Source organism: Sporanaerobium hydrogeniformans (assembly GCF_002735925.1).
GTDB lineage: Bacteria > Bacillota > Clostridia > Lachnospirales > Cellulosilyticaceae > Sporanaerobium > Sporanaerobium hydrogeniformans.
The window spans coordinates 79,021-95,650 of record NZ_PEDL01000011.1 but is presented as its reverse complement, the minus strand read 5'-3'; the positions used below and the strand labels follow the sequence as shown (position 1 = coordinate 95,650).

Sequence of the window (16,630 nt, the reverse complement as noted above, 5' to 3'; positions counted from 1 at the left end):
TGAAGTTATCTGTAAGATTTAGTAATTAAAATAAGGGAGAAAGAGAAAAAATGATGTATAATATTAAAGAGAGAAAGAGGAATGGGGAGATGTCATATGATTTATACACTATTAGTATGCGACGATGATGAGTTGATTGTGAGCTCTTTAGCAATGCACCTTCAAAAAGCTGGCTATCATGTTTTGAAGGCATATAATGGGGAACAGGCCCTAGAACTATTGGAAAAACAAGAAGTGCATCTAATACTTCTTGATGTCATGATGCCAAAGCTAGATGGGCTTTCAACAACATTACGAATAAGGCAGGAGAGAAACATTCCTATTATTATTTTATCTGCTAAAAGTGAGGAAACAGATAAAATAGCAGGTCTTAATTTTGGAGCAGATGACTACATAACAAAACCTTTTAATACCCTTGAACTTTTGGCAAGGGTTAAATCTCAACTAAGACGTTACACGACGTTAGGAAGCTTTAAGCAGGATGAAGAGGTATTAATAAATGGGGGATTATGGGTAGATACACGCAACAATAAAGTAACAGTAGATGGAGAACCAATTAAGCTCACCCCAACGGAGTATAAAATACTTGTTTACTTACTTAGGAACAGTGGACAAGTTTTATCCATTCATCAAATATACGAACAGGTATGGCAGGAGACAGCTTATTCACCAGAAAATACAGTGGCTGTACATATTAGAAGATTAAGAGAAAAAATTGAAATCAATCCAAAGGAACCAAAATACATAAAGGTAGTATGGGGGAGTGGTTATATTGTGGAGAAATATTAAAAGCAAGTTATATCTTATAATTCTTTTTTGTCTTGTATCATCAGTTATTTTTACATTGATAAACTGTACCTTAGGCTTTATGGAATATGGTATGTTACCTCAAAGTTACTATAATAGTCCCATTTGCAAAGAAGAGCTTTTAAATATAGGAACCTTTATGCAGCGTATACTCGTATCAAGCGATAAGCAAGGGGGCTTTGATGAAGAGAAGGTAAGCCAAAAAGAAATAGATGCTTATTATAGCAAGCAAACCTTCAAAGTAAAGCAAGAGACAGCTATAAAAGATATATTAGAAGCTAAAAAGCAAAGCTTTGAACAGTTGATAGAAAAGATAAGTAAGCTTGAAGGAGAAGTAACTAACCTAGAATACTGGGTTATTAACGAGGCTGAGGGAAGGATTATCAGTAATTTGCAAGAAGGTAACCTTTTAAAAGAAGCTCAGGTGACGGAATACTTTAAATCAAAGAAGGCTTATATTATAGGGAATGGACAATATATTTTAGAGCAAAATGGTAAAAGGCAAAAACTAAGTTGGGGAAATTTGCAAAAGTCCTTAGAGGAAGGTGAACTAGCAGAAAATTATAGACTCTATATAGGGTTAAAGCAACCTCTTCAAAGTAAAGATGACTTTTATAAGGCTAAAAGCTTTTACGATGAAAGAAATGCTAAAATCAATCTTTATTATAAATGGGGAGTGACTGCTTTTCTTCAATTAGTTGGTATAGGCATATGTTTAATGTGGAGAAAGAAGCTTCAAGGACCATCAAATAAGGAGCTTGAAACGCAAGAAGCAGGAAGTAAAATAAGAGAATGGATTTTACCTATAGATAGAGTAGGTCTAGTGGCACTCGTGAGTTTGAGTGGAGTACTATATCTTTATTTTAGTTGGAAACAGATTAACTATTGGGAGGGAAGTTGGCTACCTGCTGAGTTAGAGAAAGGTTATGAAGTAGAGAATATAAGTTTATTGGGTATAAGTGCCCTGGGAGCAGGAATAGGTCTAATGATACTTTCTCTGTTTAAAAAAGCTATAAAAAGGCCTGGATGGTATGAAGCAATCTATATTTATAAACTATGGGAGTGGAGTAAAAATAAAATAGTAGTTAAACAGTTTAGAGTAAAAGAAATAAAAGGAGCTTTAAAAAAGTGGCAACAAAAGATATCCAGTTACCTGCATTCGGAAAAGAACTATGTTAAATTAACTGTGCTAGTAGGTATTGGCATATTAGGGATAAAAGGGATACTGGTATATACTTTATTTAAAGAAAGCTTTAGCTATATAAATTTAACGGATAACAAGCTTGTATACATAAATAGTGTTTTGCTTATTCTTATAGAAATCTTTATAACAAGTATTATTATAAAGAGTGCAGTAGATTTTAGTAAGGCAATGGGTGTGGCAAAAAAAATAGAAAAGGGAGAGTTAAAAACTCAATTTAAACTTTCTTTAAGCTTACCTGCCTTAAAAGAGCTGAGCTATTGTTTAGGTCATATAGGTGATGGTTTAGAACGGGCAAAAGAAGAGAGTATTAAAAATGAACGTCTCAAAACAGAGCTGATTACGAATGTATCCCATGACCTTAAAACGCCACTTACCTCTATTATAAGTTATATTGATCTATTAAAAGAAGAAAAAATAGAAAACAAGGTAGCAAAAGAATATATAGAGGTTTTGGATGAGCGAAGTAATCGGTTGAAGCAACTGGTAGAGGATTTAGTGGAAGCCTCAAAGGCAATGTCTGGCAATATAAAGGCAGAACCAGAAAAAATTCAGTTTCATCAATTAGTAGAACAGGCTGTAGGAGAATATAGTGATCGCTTAGCAAGAAATAATTTAGAGGTAATCATTCATCAATTACAAGAGGCATATATTGAAGCTGATGGAAGACATCTTTGGCGCATTATTGAAAATCTTCTTTCAAATGTTAATAAATATGCAATGCCACATACACGGGTTTACATAGATGTGCTTAATAAAGGAGAGCAAGCTCAGTTTATTTTAAAGAATACATCTAGAGATTATCTTAATATTTTACCAGAGGAGCTTTTTGGTCGCTTTACTAGAGGGGATGCAGCAAGAAGTACAGAAGGTTCAGGATTGGGCTTAGCTATTGCACAGAGTTTGACAGCTATTCAAGGTGGTACCTTAGAAATTTTTATTGATGGCGATTTATTTAAAGTCATCTTAAGTTTTCCGATTAGTGTATAAAGTGAAGGTTTTATAAAAGCAGGCAATATAATTCCAATATTGAATTTTAGGATAAAATAAGATAACATAATAAAAAGAGGGGTTCTTGCAAAAGAAATGAAGCTACATTTATAGAGGGGAGAGAGAATGAAAAAATTTTTATTATGTTGGGCAAAAAGGCTCTTTGGCTATTTTTTAGGGCTTGGTATTGCTTGTGCTATAACGATACTTGGGACAAATGCGTGGATTTTATATATGAGCAAAGAGCGTATTGTAACGATTAGTGAAGTTGAGGATGCAGATTGTATCATGGTATTAGGAGCTTATGTGCGTCCTAATGGTGAACCTAGTAGTATGCTAACAGACCGACTGGAAAAGGCTTATGAAGTTTACGAAAATACCAATATTCCAAAGGTTCTACTTACTGGAGATCATGGTCAAAAAGAGTATGATGAAGTGAATAGTATGAGACGATTTATGGAACAAAAAGGTATCGCCAAGCAGGATATATTTTTAGATCATGCAGGTTTTAGTACTTATGAAAGTATTTATAGGGCATGTGAGATTTTCAAGGTGCATAATATGGTCATTGTGACACAAGAATATCATTTACCACGTGCACTCTATATGGCACAAAAATTAGGTATCGAAGCCGTTGGCGTAGCCGCTGAGCCTTATCCCTATCCAGGGATGTCACGCTATAAATTAAGAGAATGCCTGGCACGAACGAAAGATTTTATGCTTGTTAATTTTATAAAAACAAAGCCTACTTATTTAGGGGAAGCTATTCCAGTTACTGGAGATGGTAGGTTAAGCCAAGATAAAGACTAGTCTAAAAATTTAGTTGGTGCTCTGCATAAAGCTATGCTATACTAAATATAATAGGATAATGAAACTAATGAGCAACTGCTTATTAGCATAAAAGAATGGGTTTGATTTTTAATCAATTAAAAGAGAAGCTGGGTGTAAATCCCACACGGTCCCGCCGCTGTAAAAGAGGAGTCTTTTTTAGGATGCCACTGGGTAACTGGGAAGGCAAAAAAGATGATGAGACTTGAGTCAGAAGACCTACCTATTCAAAGAATACTAAAACTCTACGAGAGATAGGGGGTATTGTAAATGAAAATTATACAAGATGCGTATTTTAGCAATGTATAAAGCCCTTAACTCATTAAAAGTTAAGGGCTTTTTAATGCACAAAATAAGTGAGTTCATTGATGCTAAGACAGAAAGGAAGAAGAGGATGAAAAATAAAGTAAATAAAAATCTTCAAATTTTATCAGTATTTTGTGTGATGTCAGGTATTGCTACAAGTAGCTATGGAATGCATATTATGGAGGGATTTTTACCACCATTATGGAGCTTGTCCTGGAGCGTTATATGTATCCCTTTTTTTATAGCAGGTCTTTTATCTATGAAAAAAATTATAAATGAAGATAAGAAAAGTAAATTAATTTTAGCGATGGTGGGTGCTTTTGCTTTTGTACTTTCTGCATTAAAAGTACCTTCTGTAACAGGAAGTTGTTCCCATGCAACTGGGGTAGGCTTAGGAGCTATTTTATTTGGCCCCATGGTAATGGCTGTAATAGGTGCCATTGTTCTCTTGTTCCAAGCTCTTTTACTAGCTCATGGAGGAATTACAACACTAGGAGCTAATGTTTTTTCCATGGCGATTGTAGGGCCTATAGCTGCTTATGGCATTTATAAATTATGTAGAAAACTTAAAGCACCTCAATGGTTAGCTGTTTTTATGGGAGCTATGTTAGGCGATCTTTTAACTTATGTAACGACATCTATTCAGCTCTCACTAGCTTTCCCAGCAGAAGTGGGAGGTGTAGAGGCATCACTTATAAAATTTTTAGGTATTTTTGCCTTAACCCAATTACCACTTGCTATAAGTGAAGGACTTCTTACTGTGGTTGTGGTAAATAGTTTGAAAAAATATAGCGAACAAGGTCTTATTAATCTTGGCAGGTTATCTAAGGAGGGAAAAATATGTTAAAAGAGAAAAAAACATTTTGGATAAATGCAGGACTTATTTTATTAGTTGTTTTAATAAGTATACTTCCCTTATTTATTGTAAAGGATGCAGAATTTGGTGGAGCAGATGGTGAGGCTGAAGTAGCTATAACTGAAATAAATGCAGAGTATGAGCCTTGGTTCGAGCCATTTATAGAACCTGCTAGTGGGGAGATTGAAAGTTTACTTTTTGCACTACAAGCAGCAGGAGGAGCTGCTGTAGTAGCTTATGGCTTTGGCTATCTTAAAGGACGAAGTCAAAAAGAGAAGAAGGTTTCCTAAGATGAGAGAACTTGATTACTATGCTTACCACTCTCGCCTTAGAAGGTTTTATCCTGAGCAAAAGGTAATTTTTGCTAGTATGCTCCTTCTTACAACATTAATGACCAAGAGTTTTTTGCTTTTTATAAGTGTGAGTGTCTTAACTATGTACATAAGTATTCTAAAGGGGGGAATGCCTATGAAGCTTTATTTAAAGCTTCTAGGGCTTCCCCTTGGATTTTTATGCATAAGCGTATTGACACTCATGGTAGAACGAGCGGCAAGTCGTGAAGGGCTTCTGTTGGCACTACAGCTTCAAACGATCATAATAGGTATTTCAAAGGAAGGCTTAATAAAGGGAAGCCAACTTTTTCTTAAAGCCATAGCATGTGTGAATGTATTGTATTTTTTATGTCTATCAACGCCTTTAAATGATATCCTTCATGTCCTTCAAAAAGCAAAGCTTCCACAGCTTCTTATAGAAATGATGCAGCTGATTTATCGCTTTATTTTTATTTTAATGGATATGGCACTCACGACTCAACTGGCACAAGCTTCTAGATTAGGGTATAAGGATTTAAAAACAGGGCTGCGTTCCATGGGACAGCTTCTTTCTACCTTGCTTTATCGTGCTCTTAAAATGAATGATAAGGTATATACAGCTTTAGAGGCAAGAGGATACAATGGAACGCTTAGAGTATTAAGTAATGAACAGTATGAACGACTTAGCTTAATAAAGTTAGTTGCCATAGAAGTTATTTTAATAGGAGTAGCTATTTTGGAAAATTTATTAATAAGATAGGAGCATAAGATGGAAGAAATGCTTATAGAAGTCAAAAATGTGAGCTTTGATTATCCGGATGGGACACCAGCTCTCCAAAACATAGAGTTACATATTCCAAAGGGAAAGGTGATTGCTTTATTGGGGGGCAACGGGGCAGGTAAATCCACACTTTTTCTCCATCTCAATGGCATTTTAAAGCCTAAAGAAGGGGAAGTGTGTTATAAAGGAGAGGCCTATTCCTATAAGAATAAAGATTTGCATAAACTCAGGCAAAAGGTAGGGATTGTTTTTCAAGACCCAGACAGTCAACTTTTTTCTGCAAGTGTTTATGAAGATGTATCTTTTGGGGTGGTTAATCTTGGAATAGAGGAAAAGATAGCAAGAGAACGGATAGAAAGAGCATTAGAAAGAACAGGAATTAGTGCTATTAGTCAAAGACCTACACATAGTTTAAGTTATGGGCAAAAGAAGCGAGTAGCCTTAGCAGGTGTAATAGCTATGGAACCAGAGGTGCTTATATTGGATGAACCTACAGCGGGTTTAGATCCAGAAGGGATTAGTGAGATCATGGGGCTTATCGAAGAGCTGCAAAAAGAACTAAACATATCAGTTATCATTGCTACACATGATATCGACCTAGTTCCCCTTTATTGTCAATATGTTTATGTTCTAGAGAAAGGGACTATTCAATTAGAAGGAAGTCCAGAAGAAGTATTTAGTAAGCCACAAGAGCTTAGAAAAGTACATTTACGTTTGCCGCGTATTGCCCATCTTTTGGAAATACTAAGGAATAAAGATAAGCTTTCTATAAAAGAGGGAGCTACGACTATTTCACAGGCTAGACGAGCCATTTGTGAAATGATAAATCATATAAAATAATGGCTGTGTTAGACAAATGTGTTAATACTCAAATATAGTAATAGGACTTCCTAATGATCTAGGAAGTCCTATTACTATATAAAATAACTATTTGATTAAAAATTTAGCTTATCGACAACTTTGTATTATACTCATTTGACTTGCTATAAGATTAGTTGTGGATTAAGGTATTATATATTTATGGGGTGAGGTGGAATAGCCATTTTCATATCTAACAGTCATATACAAAGTTTTATCTCCATTTTCTAGTTTAACATAGCAGATATTGTTTTCAAATTTATCTGTAATATCAATCTTTTGATTGAACCAATACACCCAAACAGAACCATCTTCTTCATAGACAACATCAGGAGCTGCCATTTGTTCCATGAGTTCTTCTTCCGTCAAGGGACGTTCGTTGCCAAAAACATCAAATGCCACACCGCCACCACCTTGATGTTTACTGTTCCCCTCATCATCGATATAGTTCAGATCATAATTTCCATTTCCGTCAAATTGAATAGTTGCATTTGTTTGCTCTCCATGTATCCAGAGCTGTAAAGTACGCTGAATTCCGCAAAAATCAGTAGCGTATGCCATAGTGGCACTGCCTACAATCAATACAAAGGCAGCAATACTTGCAACCAATCGATTTAATTTTGGTTTTTTATTAGTAGTTATCATTTTTTTTACCTCCACAGAAAATTCATCAGAGATATGCATTGTAGAAAATGCTTGTTTGTATTTTTCTTTATTTGTCATCTTCCCATACCTCCTTCAATGTATTTTTAAGTAACATCCTTCCACGTGACAGTCGAACTTTTACATTACTTTCCGATATTCTTAGAATATCGGAAATTTCTTTTACAGAGTAGTCTTCATAATAAAATAGATGGATTACAATACGAAATTTTTCTGGTAGCTTCATTACCGTTTCAAACAATTCAGAGGACTCGTGAGATTCAAAAGTTAATGTCTCCATATACTCTTCTAAAGGAACTATGTTTCGTCTGAAAAAAGTCATATTCTTATTTTTAGCTTTATTAATTGCTACTCGTATAAGCCATGCACGGATGTGTTGCTCTGTTTCAAAATCCTTTTTTAATGATATGTATTGAATGAAAGTATCTTGAACCACATCTTCTGAGTCTTGCATATTTTTACAAATATTGAATGCAATTACAAACAAGTTGTTCTTGTACTTCTCAATCAGCACGTCTACTGATTCTCTCATAAAATCCTCCTTTACATTTGAAAAGCCTTTCACTAATAGTACAAATACGAATAGCAAGAGGTTACACAAAAAATAAAAATACTTAAAAAAAGCTGTTGCTGGGATAATAATTGGATTGCTTCTTTAATTTCTGCTGTACGTTTCATCATTTCTTCTCCTAAATAAGTATAATAGTTAAATTATACCAGAAATAGAGAGTTTTAAACAATGGCAACACTAATGTCTAATACAGTAAAATAATAAATTTATATAATATATTGAAAATTATATAAATTAATACTAATATAGATAATAGATAGTCTTAAGAAGAGGATGATGGGGATGCAAAAAGAGAGATATCTAGAAAACATTTCAGAGAAGTTAGCCTATTATTGTACAATAGAAAGAGAGAAACAAATAGGAAAAGAAATGCTAGATTTGTATGGGAGTTGTAGTTTAATGCTAGGCAGAACTCTCTTAAGTCCCAAAGATATCATTGACAAGTTTGAAACCAATGAACATATTTTGATTAAAACCTATGAAGAAATTGGACAAGAAGAAGTCAATCAATTTTTAGATTATTTAAAAGAGCTTCCTTCAGAATTAGTAAAACCACATGCATTTCATAAAAGTACATATATTAATGGAATAATGGTAGGAAGCACCTTGGGGGCGTCACTGGATAAAAAATTAGTAAAAAGGTTTAAATATGAGAAAATCTACACTTATTACTTAAAAGGGTTTTGCGAAATTCGTCTCATTGTTATTACATTAGATAATCAAGAATTTTTAACCAATAGGGCAGGTAAAAGGGTTAAAAGGATGTATCTACCTACATCTTTTTATAAATAAACTAATTATAGGGGGAAAGTTTATGAATTCTTTATTACTTCTTGTGCTAGCTGTTGTTATTTTTGGAGTAGCCTACATAGTATATGGGGGATGGCTTGTAAAAAAATGGGGGATTGATGTCAATAGGGAAACACCGGCAAAGACTAAATTTGATAATGTAGATTATGTACCCACTGATGCTAAAGTGTTAGTAGGTCACCATTTTTCATCTATAGCAGGAGCAGGTCCTATTACGGGTCCTATATTAGCCGCTGTATTTGGGTGGTTACCTGTTTATTTGTGGATTATTATAGGTTCTATTTTTATCGGTGGTGTACATGACTTTGGGGCACTCTTTGCCTCTATTAGGCATGATGGAAAAAGTATTGGGGAAATAATTAAAATCAATATTGGTAAAAGAGGGAAAATACTTTTTAATATCTTTGCTTATGCTACGCTTATCTTAGTAGTGGCAGCCTTTACAGATATTTGTGCAACAACATTTGCTTTTGATGCTACGCAAGCAGATAAACTTACAGGAGCACAATCAGGTACAGCATCTATTTTATTTATTTTTTTAGCAGTCTTTTTTGGAGTAGCAGTCTACCGTAAAAATGTACCTATCAGTATTGCTACTGTTGCAGGTGTCACTTTACTTTTCTTATGTATTTTAATAGGTTATTATTTCCCAATTCTTAAATTATCTAAGGGTATGTGGAATGTTATTTTAATTATTTATATTGCAGCAGCTTCTATTTTACCAGTATGGATTTTATTACAGCCTAGAGATTATCTTTGCTCTTTCCTCCTTTATGCGATGTTAGCAGGGGGGGTTATTGGTGTTATCCTTTATAGACCTCATCTTGTAACGAGTGCTTATAATGGTTTTACTGTTGGGGGACAAACCTTATTTCCATTTTTATTTGTAACAGTAGCTTGTGGTGCTATTTCTGGTTTTCACTCTTTAGTAAGCTCAGGGACAACAGCTAAACAAATCAAAAATGAAAAGGATGCCCAGCTTATTGGTTATGGTTCCATGCTCATTGAAGGTATTGTAGCTGTTATTGCACTCATTACCTTTGGATATATTTCTAATGCCAGTGAGTTAGGTGCACCAGCAGCTATTTTTGCAGCAGGACTCGCACAATTTATGAATCAATTTGGTCTTCCAGTGAATGTAGGGGTCGTATTTGTGACTTTATCTTTTTCTGCTTTTGCCTTAACAAGTCTAGATACAGCAACGCGTATTGGACGTTATTTGTTCCAAGAGATTTTTGAAGATTCGAATGAGAGGGTAAGAAAGTTCTTTGGGAATAGCGTAGTAGCCACAGTGATTACCGTAGCTCTTGCTAGCATACTTTTAGGCTTTGGCTATAAAAATATTTGGCCAATCTTTGGTGCGTCTAACCAGTTATTAGGGTCTCTAGCTCTTCTTGCCATTACTGCATGGCTTGCAAAATCTAATAAACAAACATTAATGACAGTTATTCCTATGGTGTTTATGTTCTGTGTGACAATAGTAGCCCTTATCTTAGTTGTTAAGAATAATATTTTAGCAGAAAAGCCTAATTATTTATTAGCCATAATTGCTGTTATTTTATTTGTGCTTGCCATTCTTATTGTTATAGAAGGTATTTCTAAACTGTTTAAAAAAGAAAAAGGAATAGAAAGTGTAGAACAAGTTACTGAATAAAGACTATTACTTTTTTAGAAGAGGAGTTAAAGGTTGTAAGTAAGGAAAAAAGCAAAAAATAAAAAATAAAAAAGGAATGATGCAAAACAAGTTAGTTAAGAGTTGCATCATTCCTTTTTTATTTATAAAAAGAAGTATCGTATTATCAAGGTTTTGTTCTAAGTTGATAGCATAATATGATTATTATTAATAATATAATAAATTAATTGAAATAATGTAAAAATATGGTATAATTGTCTCAAATAGTACGAATGATGAGGTGGGGAGAAAATATGTTAAAAGATGATTTTTTAACAGTAAAAGATGTGGCAGAGATGCTAGATACAGAACCATATGTGCTTAGATTTTATGAGAAAGAGTTAAATCTTGATATTAAACGTAATACAAAGGGACATCGGATTTATACGATGGAAGATGTAGAGCTATTTAAACAGGTTCAAGAGATGCGTGAACAAGGTTTGCAGTTAAAAGCGATTGAAAATATTGTTCATGAAGGCATAGACGAAGAAACAAAAGAAACGTATAGTCAACTTACCAGTGTACAACTTACACCCGTTAATAGTGTAAAGAAAACAGATACAACTATGTTAGAGGATGTGACAGGTGAGCAAGTCAAGCAGTTTTCTTTAATGATGAAGGATATGTTTAAAGAGGCTTTAATAGAGTATAAGGAGTTGACACAAAATGAAATACATAAAGAAATAGAGCAAAAGGTAGAAAATGTGGTAGATGAAAAATTAGAAGCTTTAGAAGCAAGACAAAAGGAAAAGGATGCAGAGTACTATAAGAAGTTAGATGAAACCATGCGTGAAGTGCAAAGAATGAGAAAAGAAATGGCAGAGAACTTTACTGAACAACCTAAAGTAAAGAGTTCTTTTTGGAATCGCCTTTTTAAAGAGAAAGCACAGTCTACACAGGTATAAAACAATTTTATAAATTAAAAAGGCTGATAGGGAAGTTATTAGGGGATTCTCTATCAGCCTTTTTGTTTTATAAATATACAAGGAGAGTTAGTGAACAGGAAGGTTATATTTTAGGAAAATTTCACGTGCTTTATTTACTTCAACTTGAGTAGGTTCTAGTGTATCAGTAAGTTCATAAGTATAACCTAATTGTTCCCATTTATATTCCCCCATCTTATGGAAAGGAAGAATATCCAAACGCTCTATATTAGGAAATGTGGCTAAAAATTTAGCTAACTGCTCAATGTCTTCTTGGACGTCTGTAAGTCCTGGCACCAATACATAACGTAGCCAAATAGGGATATTACGTTTGGCAAGATGCTGGGCGAATTGTAATGTAGGTTCAAGTGGCACACCTGTGAGTGTCTTGAAAGACTCAGGATTATAGCATTTAATATCAAGGAGAACAAGATCTACAAAATCTAAAACAGGATCAGCCTTTTCAATACTTACAAAACCTGAAGTATCTATTGCAGTATGCAGATTATTAGCTTTACATTTCTCTAGTAAATCTTTAATAAATTCAGGTTGTAAGAAGGGTTCGCCGCCACTAATGGTGACACCACCTTTTGAAAACTGCATAAAGGATTTATATTTTACAATGTCTTGGATTAAATCCTCTGTGTCTGCATCTTGCCCATCTTGCATTTTCCAAGTATCAGGATTATGGCAATATTTGCATCTAAGAGGACAGCCTTGAGTAAAAACAATATAACGGATACCAGGTCCATCTACTGTTCCACAAGTTTCAATTGAATGTATTTTGCCTTTCATGTCATACCTCCTGATTTTAATGTACTTTGAGTAATAAAGAGGACTCCAAGAATCCTCTTTATTGACTAATTATTTCAATATTTTTAATTAAACTCTTTCGTGGAAGGTTCTATTAATGATATCTAATTGTTGTTCTCTTGTCAAACGGATAAAGTTAACAGCATATCCAGATACACGTACAGTAAGTTGTGGGTATTTTTCAGGATGATCCATTGCATCAAGTAATGTTTCACGATCAAATACGTTTACATTTAAATGGTGAGCATTTTGAGCAAAGTAACCATCTAATAAACCAATAAGGTTAGTTACACGTTCGTCTAATGTTTTACCAAGTGAACCTGGAATGATAGAGAATGTATTAGAGATACCATCTTGAGAATCTTGATAAGGAAGTTTTGCAACGGATGCCAAAGAAGCAACAGCGCCTTTTGTATCACGTCCATGCATTGGGTTAGCACCTGGTGCAAAAGGTTGACCAGCTTTACGTCCATCTGGGGTATTACCTGTTTTCTTACCATAAACAACATTAGAAGTGATAGTAAGAACGGACATGGTTGGGTAAGAGTTTCTATAAGTTGGGTATTTTCTAATTTTAGCCATGAAGGTTTCAACAACTTTAATAGCAAGTTCGTCTGCTTCTTCAATATTGTTACCATAAGCTGGGTATTCACCTTCGATTTCATAATCAGTTACAAGACCAGCCTCGTTTCTAATGGTTTTAACTTTAGCATATTTAATAGCTGAAAGTGAGTCAGCAACTACAGAAAGTCCAGCGATACCTGTTGCAAAGGTACGAAGAATTTCTTTATCATGAAGTGCCATTTCTAATTTTTCATAGCAGTATTTATCATGCATATAATGAATTACATTTAGTGCATTTACATAAACACTAGCAACCCAATCCATCATTTGATCAAATTTTTCCCATACTTCATCAAAGTCCAGATATTCAGAGGTGATAGGAGCAAATTTTGGAGAAATTTGTTCATTATATTTTTCATCCACACCACCATTGATAGCATATAATAATGTTTTAGCAAGGTTAGCACGTGCACCAAAGAATTGCATTTGTTTACCAATTCTCATAGCAGATACACAACATGCAATACCGTAATCATCTCCCCAATAACCTCTCATTAAATCATCATTTTCATATTGGATAGAGCTTGTTTGGATAGACATTTTAGAACAGTAGTTTTTAAAGCCTTGTGGAAGACGAGTAGACCAAAGTACTGTTAAGTTTGGTTCTGGAGCAGGACCTAGAGTTGTTAAAGTATGAAGGAAACGGAAGCTTGTTTTAGTAACAAGTGGACGACCATCGATGCCCATACCACCTATAGATTCTGTTACCCATGTTGGGTCTCCTGAGAATAATTCATTATATGCTGGTGTACGAAGGAAACGTACCATACGAAGTTTCATGACGAAGTGATCCATTAATTCTTGAGCTTCTTCTTCAGTGATAATACCTGCTTTAAGATCTCTTTCGATATAAATATCAAGGAAGGTAGAAGTACGTCCAAGAGACATGGCAGCACCATCTTGTTCTTTAACAGCACCAAGGTAGCCAAAGTATACAGCTTGAATAGCTTCTTTAGCAGTTTGAGCTGGATTTGAGATGTCGATGCCATAACTCATAGCCATCGCTTTAAGTTCTTTTAAAGAAGTAATTTGTTCTGTAATTTCTTCACGAAGACGAATAACATCTTCAGACATAATACCTACTTCAAGAGAATCTTTTTGAGCCATTTTGTCTTTAATTAAGAAATCAACTCCATATAAAGCAACACGACGGTAGTCACCAATAATACGACCACGGCCATAAGCATCAGGTAGTCCAGTAATAACACCTGAGTGACGTACTTTTCTCATATCTGCTGTATAAGCTGCAAATACACCATCATTGTGTGTTTTACGATATTTTGAGAAAGTTTCAAGAGTCTGAGGATCTAACTCATAGCCATAAGCTTCAAGTGCACTTTTAACAGTACGTATTCCACCATTTGGCATAATATTTCTTTTTAAAGGAGCATCAGATTGAAAACCAACAATTTGTTCTAAATCTTTGTCTAGGTAACCAGGACCATGAGAAGTAATAGTAGATGGGATTTTAGTTTCAACATCTAAGATTCCTTTTTCACGTTCTTTTTTCATTAATTCTAAAGCTTCAGCCCATAATTTTAAAGTTCTTTCAGTAGCACCAGCTAGGAAAGAGTCATCACCTTCATAAGGTGTATAGTTTTTTTGAATAAAATCTCTTACATTAACTTCTCTTGACCATTCACCTTGTACAAAACCATTCCATTGCTCAAACATGAATATCATCTCCTTGTTGTGTTAAATAATATCTATAACATATAGTTATATACAAAATAATAAGACAGAATACTTTGGTTAAAGTACATTTACATTATACAATGTATACTGTATACACGTCAATAGTTTTTGATATTTTTTTAACAAAGAAAAAATATTAAAAATATATCAATTTTTGGTGTATTTTTGTGCAAAAACCCTATCAAAAAGTAAGTAATTTTTAATATATCAAAAATCTATTATATAAAGTAGGTAAAATAATATAATTTATTAAATGAATCCATATAATATAGATAACACATAGTAGCTGTTTGGGTACAAAAAAATTTTAAGCTTGCTACTTAAGGAGTGAGTGAACGTAATAGAACGAGGAAGAGAGTATCATAATAATTACAAATATTAGACTCTTTACATAGTAGGGGTATCTACATTATACTAGTCTATATAGCATGTAAAGAATGAAGTAAAAGAAAAAGTTAAAGGATAATGAAAGGATGTGATTTGAATGAAAATAGAAAAGATTAGCGACACGCAAATCCAAGTCACTTTAAATCACTCAGACCTTATGGATAGAAATATTAAGATTAGTGAACTAGCATATGGCTCTAAAAAAGCACAAGCGCTTTTTAAAGACATGATGGCACGAGCTTATGAGGACTTTGGTTTTGAAACAGAGAATGTACCTTTGATGATAGAGGCTGTGCCCCTTTCTACAGACAGCATCATGATTGTAGTAACAAAAGTGGAAGATCCCATGCAAATTGAACAAAAGCTAGATGCTATTGGCGAAAGGCCTACTCATCGTACCTTTAAGGAGCCGGAGGAGGATCGGATGACTGACCTAGCACTTATGGGTAGAGATGAGAAGTCTAATGACAAAAAGGAAAGTATAAATAAAGTAAAGTCACTGACTTATTTATTTGGAGACTTTGATACAGTGTGCATGGCTTCACATAGATTGCAGTCTTTGTTTATAGGTGATAGTTCGCTTTATAAATACAATGATAAATATTTCTTAGTTTTAAACAAAAACAAAAAGGCACATATGAAAGCCGAGGGTCTAGTAGGTATACTTGATGAGTTTGCATTAAGGTGTCAAAATACCGATTTAAATGAGTTGTTTTTAAAAGAACATGGGCAAGAGCTTATTCGTTTACATGCGATAGACGTCTTAGCAAAATATTTATAATAAGTAAAGCTAACTAAGGTTATTTAAGGGGAAAAAAGGTTTTAGAATGCAGGGCATTCTAAAACCTTTTTTTATTGCAGTAAGTAGACTTATTTACTACTATAGGAGAATAAATAGTCACATTTTTAGGAAAATAAGCCTGTATAGAATACTGGAACAGTTAAGGATAAGTATGCATAAGATGTACAAACATCGTTAATGTATAAGGTGGTGGAGTTAGTTGGAAAATGTAAATTTTAGTATTAACCTATCCAAAGAAGAAGGGCAAAAAGACAAATACCTCTTATTTTACTTAGGAAAAGGCCAATACATGCTAGAGATTCGGTATATTAAAGAGCTTATTAAGCTTCAACCAATCCTTTCTATGCCAGGGGAAGATTCAACTATGAAAGGGGTTATTAATCTAAGGGGGCAAGCTATTGTTATTAAAGATTTACACCAGAAGCTAAGACAAGAAAAGATACCTCTTACGCATGCAGGATGTATCATTATTGTACAGGTAGAGAAAAAACAAATGGGTTTTATCGCAGATAGAGCAGTTGAAATTATTGGTGTGGAAGAAAAAAATATTGAAAGTTTTTTGGATAGCCAACGTAATGAAAGTAAAGAAATAATTAGAGGAATAAGTATTATAAAAGATAAAATGAGTTTAATTATAGATGCTAAAAAATTAGTAGAGGGCTAATTAAGAATACGAAAGACTTATTAAGACATAAAAAAGTGCGTGAAGAGTAGTTAAAATAAGGGGATAGA

Annotated in this window: 16 protein-coding genes and 1 riboswitch; of the genes, 12 read left to right on the top strand and 4 right to left on the bottom strand. The window is 34.0% G+C overall.

Annotated elements, in window-relative coordinates; genetic code table 11:
• Positions 1-99 precede the first annotated feature (99 nt).
• From CS063_RS11035 to CS063_RS11005, 7 genes are all read left to right on the top strand, one after another.
• Positions 100-789 (top strand): response regulator transcription factor, encoded by a 690-nt coding sequence (locus CS063_RS11035; protein ID WP_334293221.1) that lies wholly within the window; start codon positions 100-102, stop codon positions 787-789.
• Complete coding sequence (locus CS063_RS11030) at positions 773-2,998, top strand: sensor histidine kinase (RefSeq protein ID WP_099449750.1); 2,226 nt, start codon at positions 773-775, stop codon at positions 2,996-2,998. The genes CS063_RS11035 and CS063_RS11030 overlap by 17 nt, the downstream gene beginning before the upstream one ends.
• A 126-nt stretch (positions 2,999-3,124) precedes the next feature.
• Positions 3,125-3,808 (top strand): SanA/YdcF family protein, encoded by a 684-nt coding sequence (locus tag CS063_RS11025; protein ID WP_099449749.1) that lies wholly within the window; start codon positions 3,125-3,127, stop codon positions 3,806-3,808.
• An 80-nt stretch (positions 3,809-3,888) separates the two neighbouring features.
• Positions 3,889-4,067, top strand: a riboswitch (cobalamin riboswitch).
• Positions 4,068-4,220: 153 nt separating this feature from the next.
• Positions 4,221-4,979: an energy-coupling factor ABC transporter permease gene (locus tag CS063_RS11020; protein ID WP_099449773.1), complete on the top strand. Its 759-nt coding sequence runs from the start codon at positions 4,221-4,223 to the stop codon at positions 4,977-4,979.
• The gene (locus tag CS063_RS11015) at positions 4,973-5,278 is read left to right on the top strand and encodes an energy-coupling factor ABC transporter substrate-binding protein (protein WP_099449748.1); all 306 of its coding nucleotides are present in this window, start codon (positions 4,973-4,975) and stop codon (positions 5,276-5,278) included. Before CS063_RS11020 ends, CS063_RS11015 begins: the two co-directional genes overlap by 7 nt.
• Positions 5,226-6,059, top strand: coding sequence for a cobalt ECF transporter T component CbiQ (gene cbiQ, locus CS063_RS11010; RefSeq protein ID WP_099449747.1), 834 nt, complete (start codon positions 5,226-5,228; stop codon positions 6,057-6,059). The genes CS063_RS11015 and cbiQ overlap by 53 nt, the downstream gene beginning before the upstream one ends.
• Positions 6,060-6,068: 9 nt before the next feature.
• The gene (locus tag CS063_RS11005; RefSeq protein ID WP_099449746.1) at positions 6,069-6,920 is read left to right on the top strand and encodes an ATP-binding cassette domain-containing protein; all 852 of its coding nucleotides are present in this window, start codon (positions 6,069-6,071) and stop codon (positions 6,918-6,920) included.
• A 162-nt stretch (positions 6,921-7,082) separates the two neighbouring features.
• Here CS063_RS11005 and CS063_RS11000 read toward each other — a convergent pair whose 3' ends face one another.
• Entirely contained in the window at positions 7,083-7,661 is a 579-nt protein-coding gene (locus CS063_RS11000; protein ID WP_099449745.1) for a hypothetical protein, read from the bottom strand.
• Positions 7,651-8,133, bottom strand: a complete 483-nt coding sequence (locus CS063_RS10995; protein ID WP_099449744.1) for an RNA polymerase sigma factor — start codon at positions 8,131-8,133, stop codon at positions 7,651-7,653. The genes CS063_RS11000 and CS063_RS10995 overlap by 11 nt, the downstream gene beginning before the upstream one ends.
• Before the next feature lie 321 nt (positions 8,134-8,454).
• On the opposite strand from CS063_RS10995, the gene CS063_RS10990 reads away from it, so the two are divergent.
• The 3 genes from CS063_RS10990 (at position 8,455) to CS063_RS10980 (ending at position 11,559) form a co-directional block, all read left to right on the top strand.
• Positions 8,455-8,964 (top strand): hypothetical protein, encoded by a 510-nt coding sequence (locus CS063_RS10990; protein WP_099449743.1) that lies wholly within the window; start codon positions 8,455-8,457, stop codon positions 8,962-8,964.
• Between the two features lie 22 nt (positions 8,965-8,986).
• Positions 8,987-10,636: a carbon starvation CstA family protein gene (locus CS063_RS10985; protein ID WP_099449742.1), complete on the top strand. Its 1,650-nt coding sequence runs from the start codon at positions 8,987-8,989 to the stop codon at positions 10,634-10,636.
• 272 nt (positions 10,637-10,908) lie between these two features.
• Entirely contained in the window at positions 10,909-11,559 is a 651-nt protein-coding gene (locus tag CS063_RS10980; protein ID WP_180270763.1) for a helix-turn-helix domain-containing protein, read from the top strand.
• A gap of 87 nt (positions 11,560-11,646) precedes the next feature.
• Here the strand turns inward: CS063_RS10980 and pflA are convergent, their stop codons facing one another.
• Both pflA and pflB read right to left on the bottom strand, forming a co-directional pair.
• Positions 11,647-12,372, bottom strand: a complete 726-nt coding sequence (gene pflA / locus CS063_RS10975; RefSeq protein WP_099449740.1) for a pyruvate formate-lyase-activating protein — start codon at positions 12,370-12,372, stop codon at positions 11,647-11,649.
• 87 nt (positions 12,373-12,459) lie between these two features.
• The gene (gene pflB, locus CS063_RS10970; protein ID WP_099449739.1) at positions 12,460-14,688 is read right to left on the bottom strand and encodes a formate C-acetyltransferase; all 2,229 of its coding nucleotides are present in this window, start codon (positions 14,686-14,688) and stop codon (positions 12,460-12,462) included.
• A 505-nt stretch (positions 14,689-15,193) separates the two neighbouring features.
• On the opposite strand from pflB, the gene CS063_RS10965 reads away from it, so the two are divergent.
• Positions 15,194-15,877: an adaptor protein MecA gene (locus CS063_RS10965; RefSeq protein ID WP_099449738.1), complete on the top strand. Its 684-nt coding sequence runs from the start codon at positions 15,194-15,196 to the stop codon at positions 15,875-15,877.
• Positions 15,878-16,097: 220 nt separating this feature from the next.
• The gene (locus CS063_RS10960) at positions 16,098-16,562 is read left to right on the top strand and encodes a chemotaxis protein CheW (RefSeq protein WP_099449737.1); all 465 of its coding nucleotides are present in this window, start codon (positions 16,098-16,100) and stop codon (positions 16,560-16,562) included.
• The last annotated feature ends 68 nt before the right edge of the window (positions 16,563-16,630 follow it).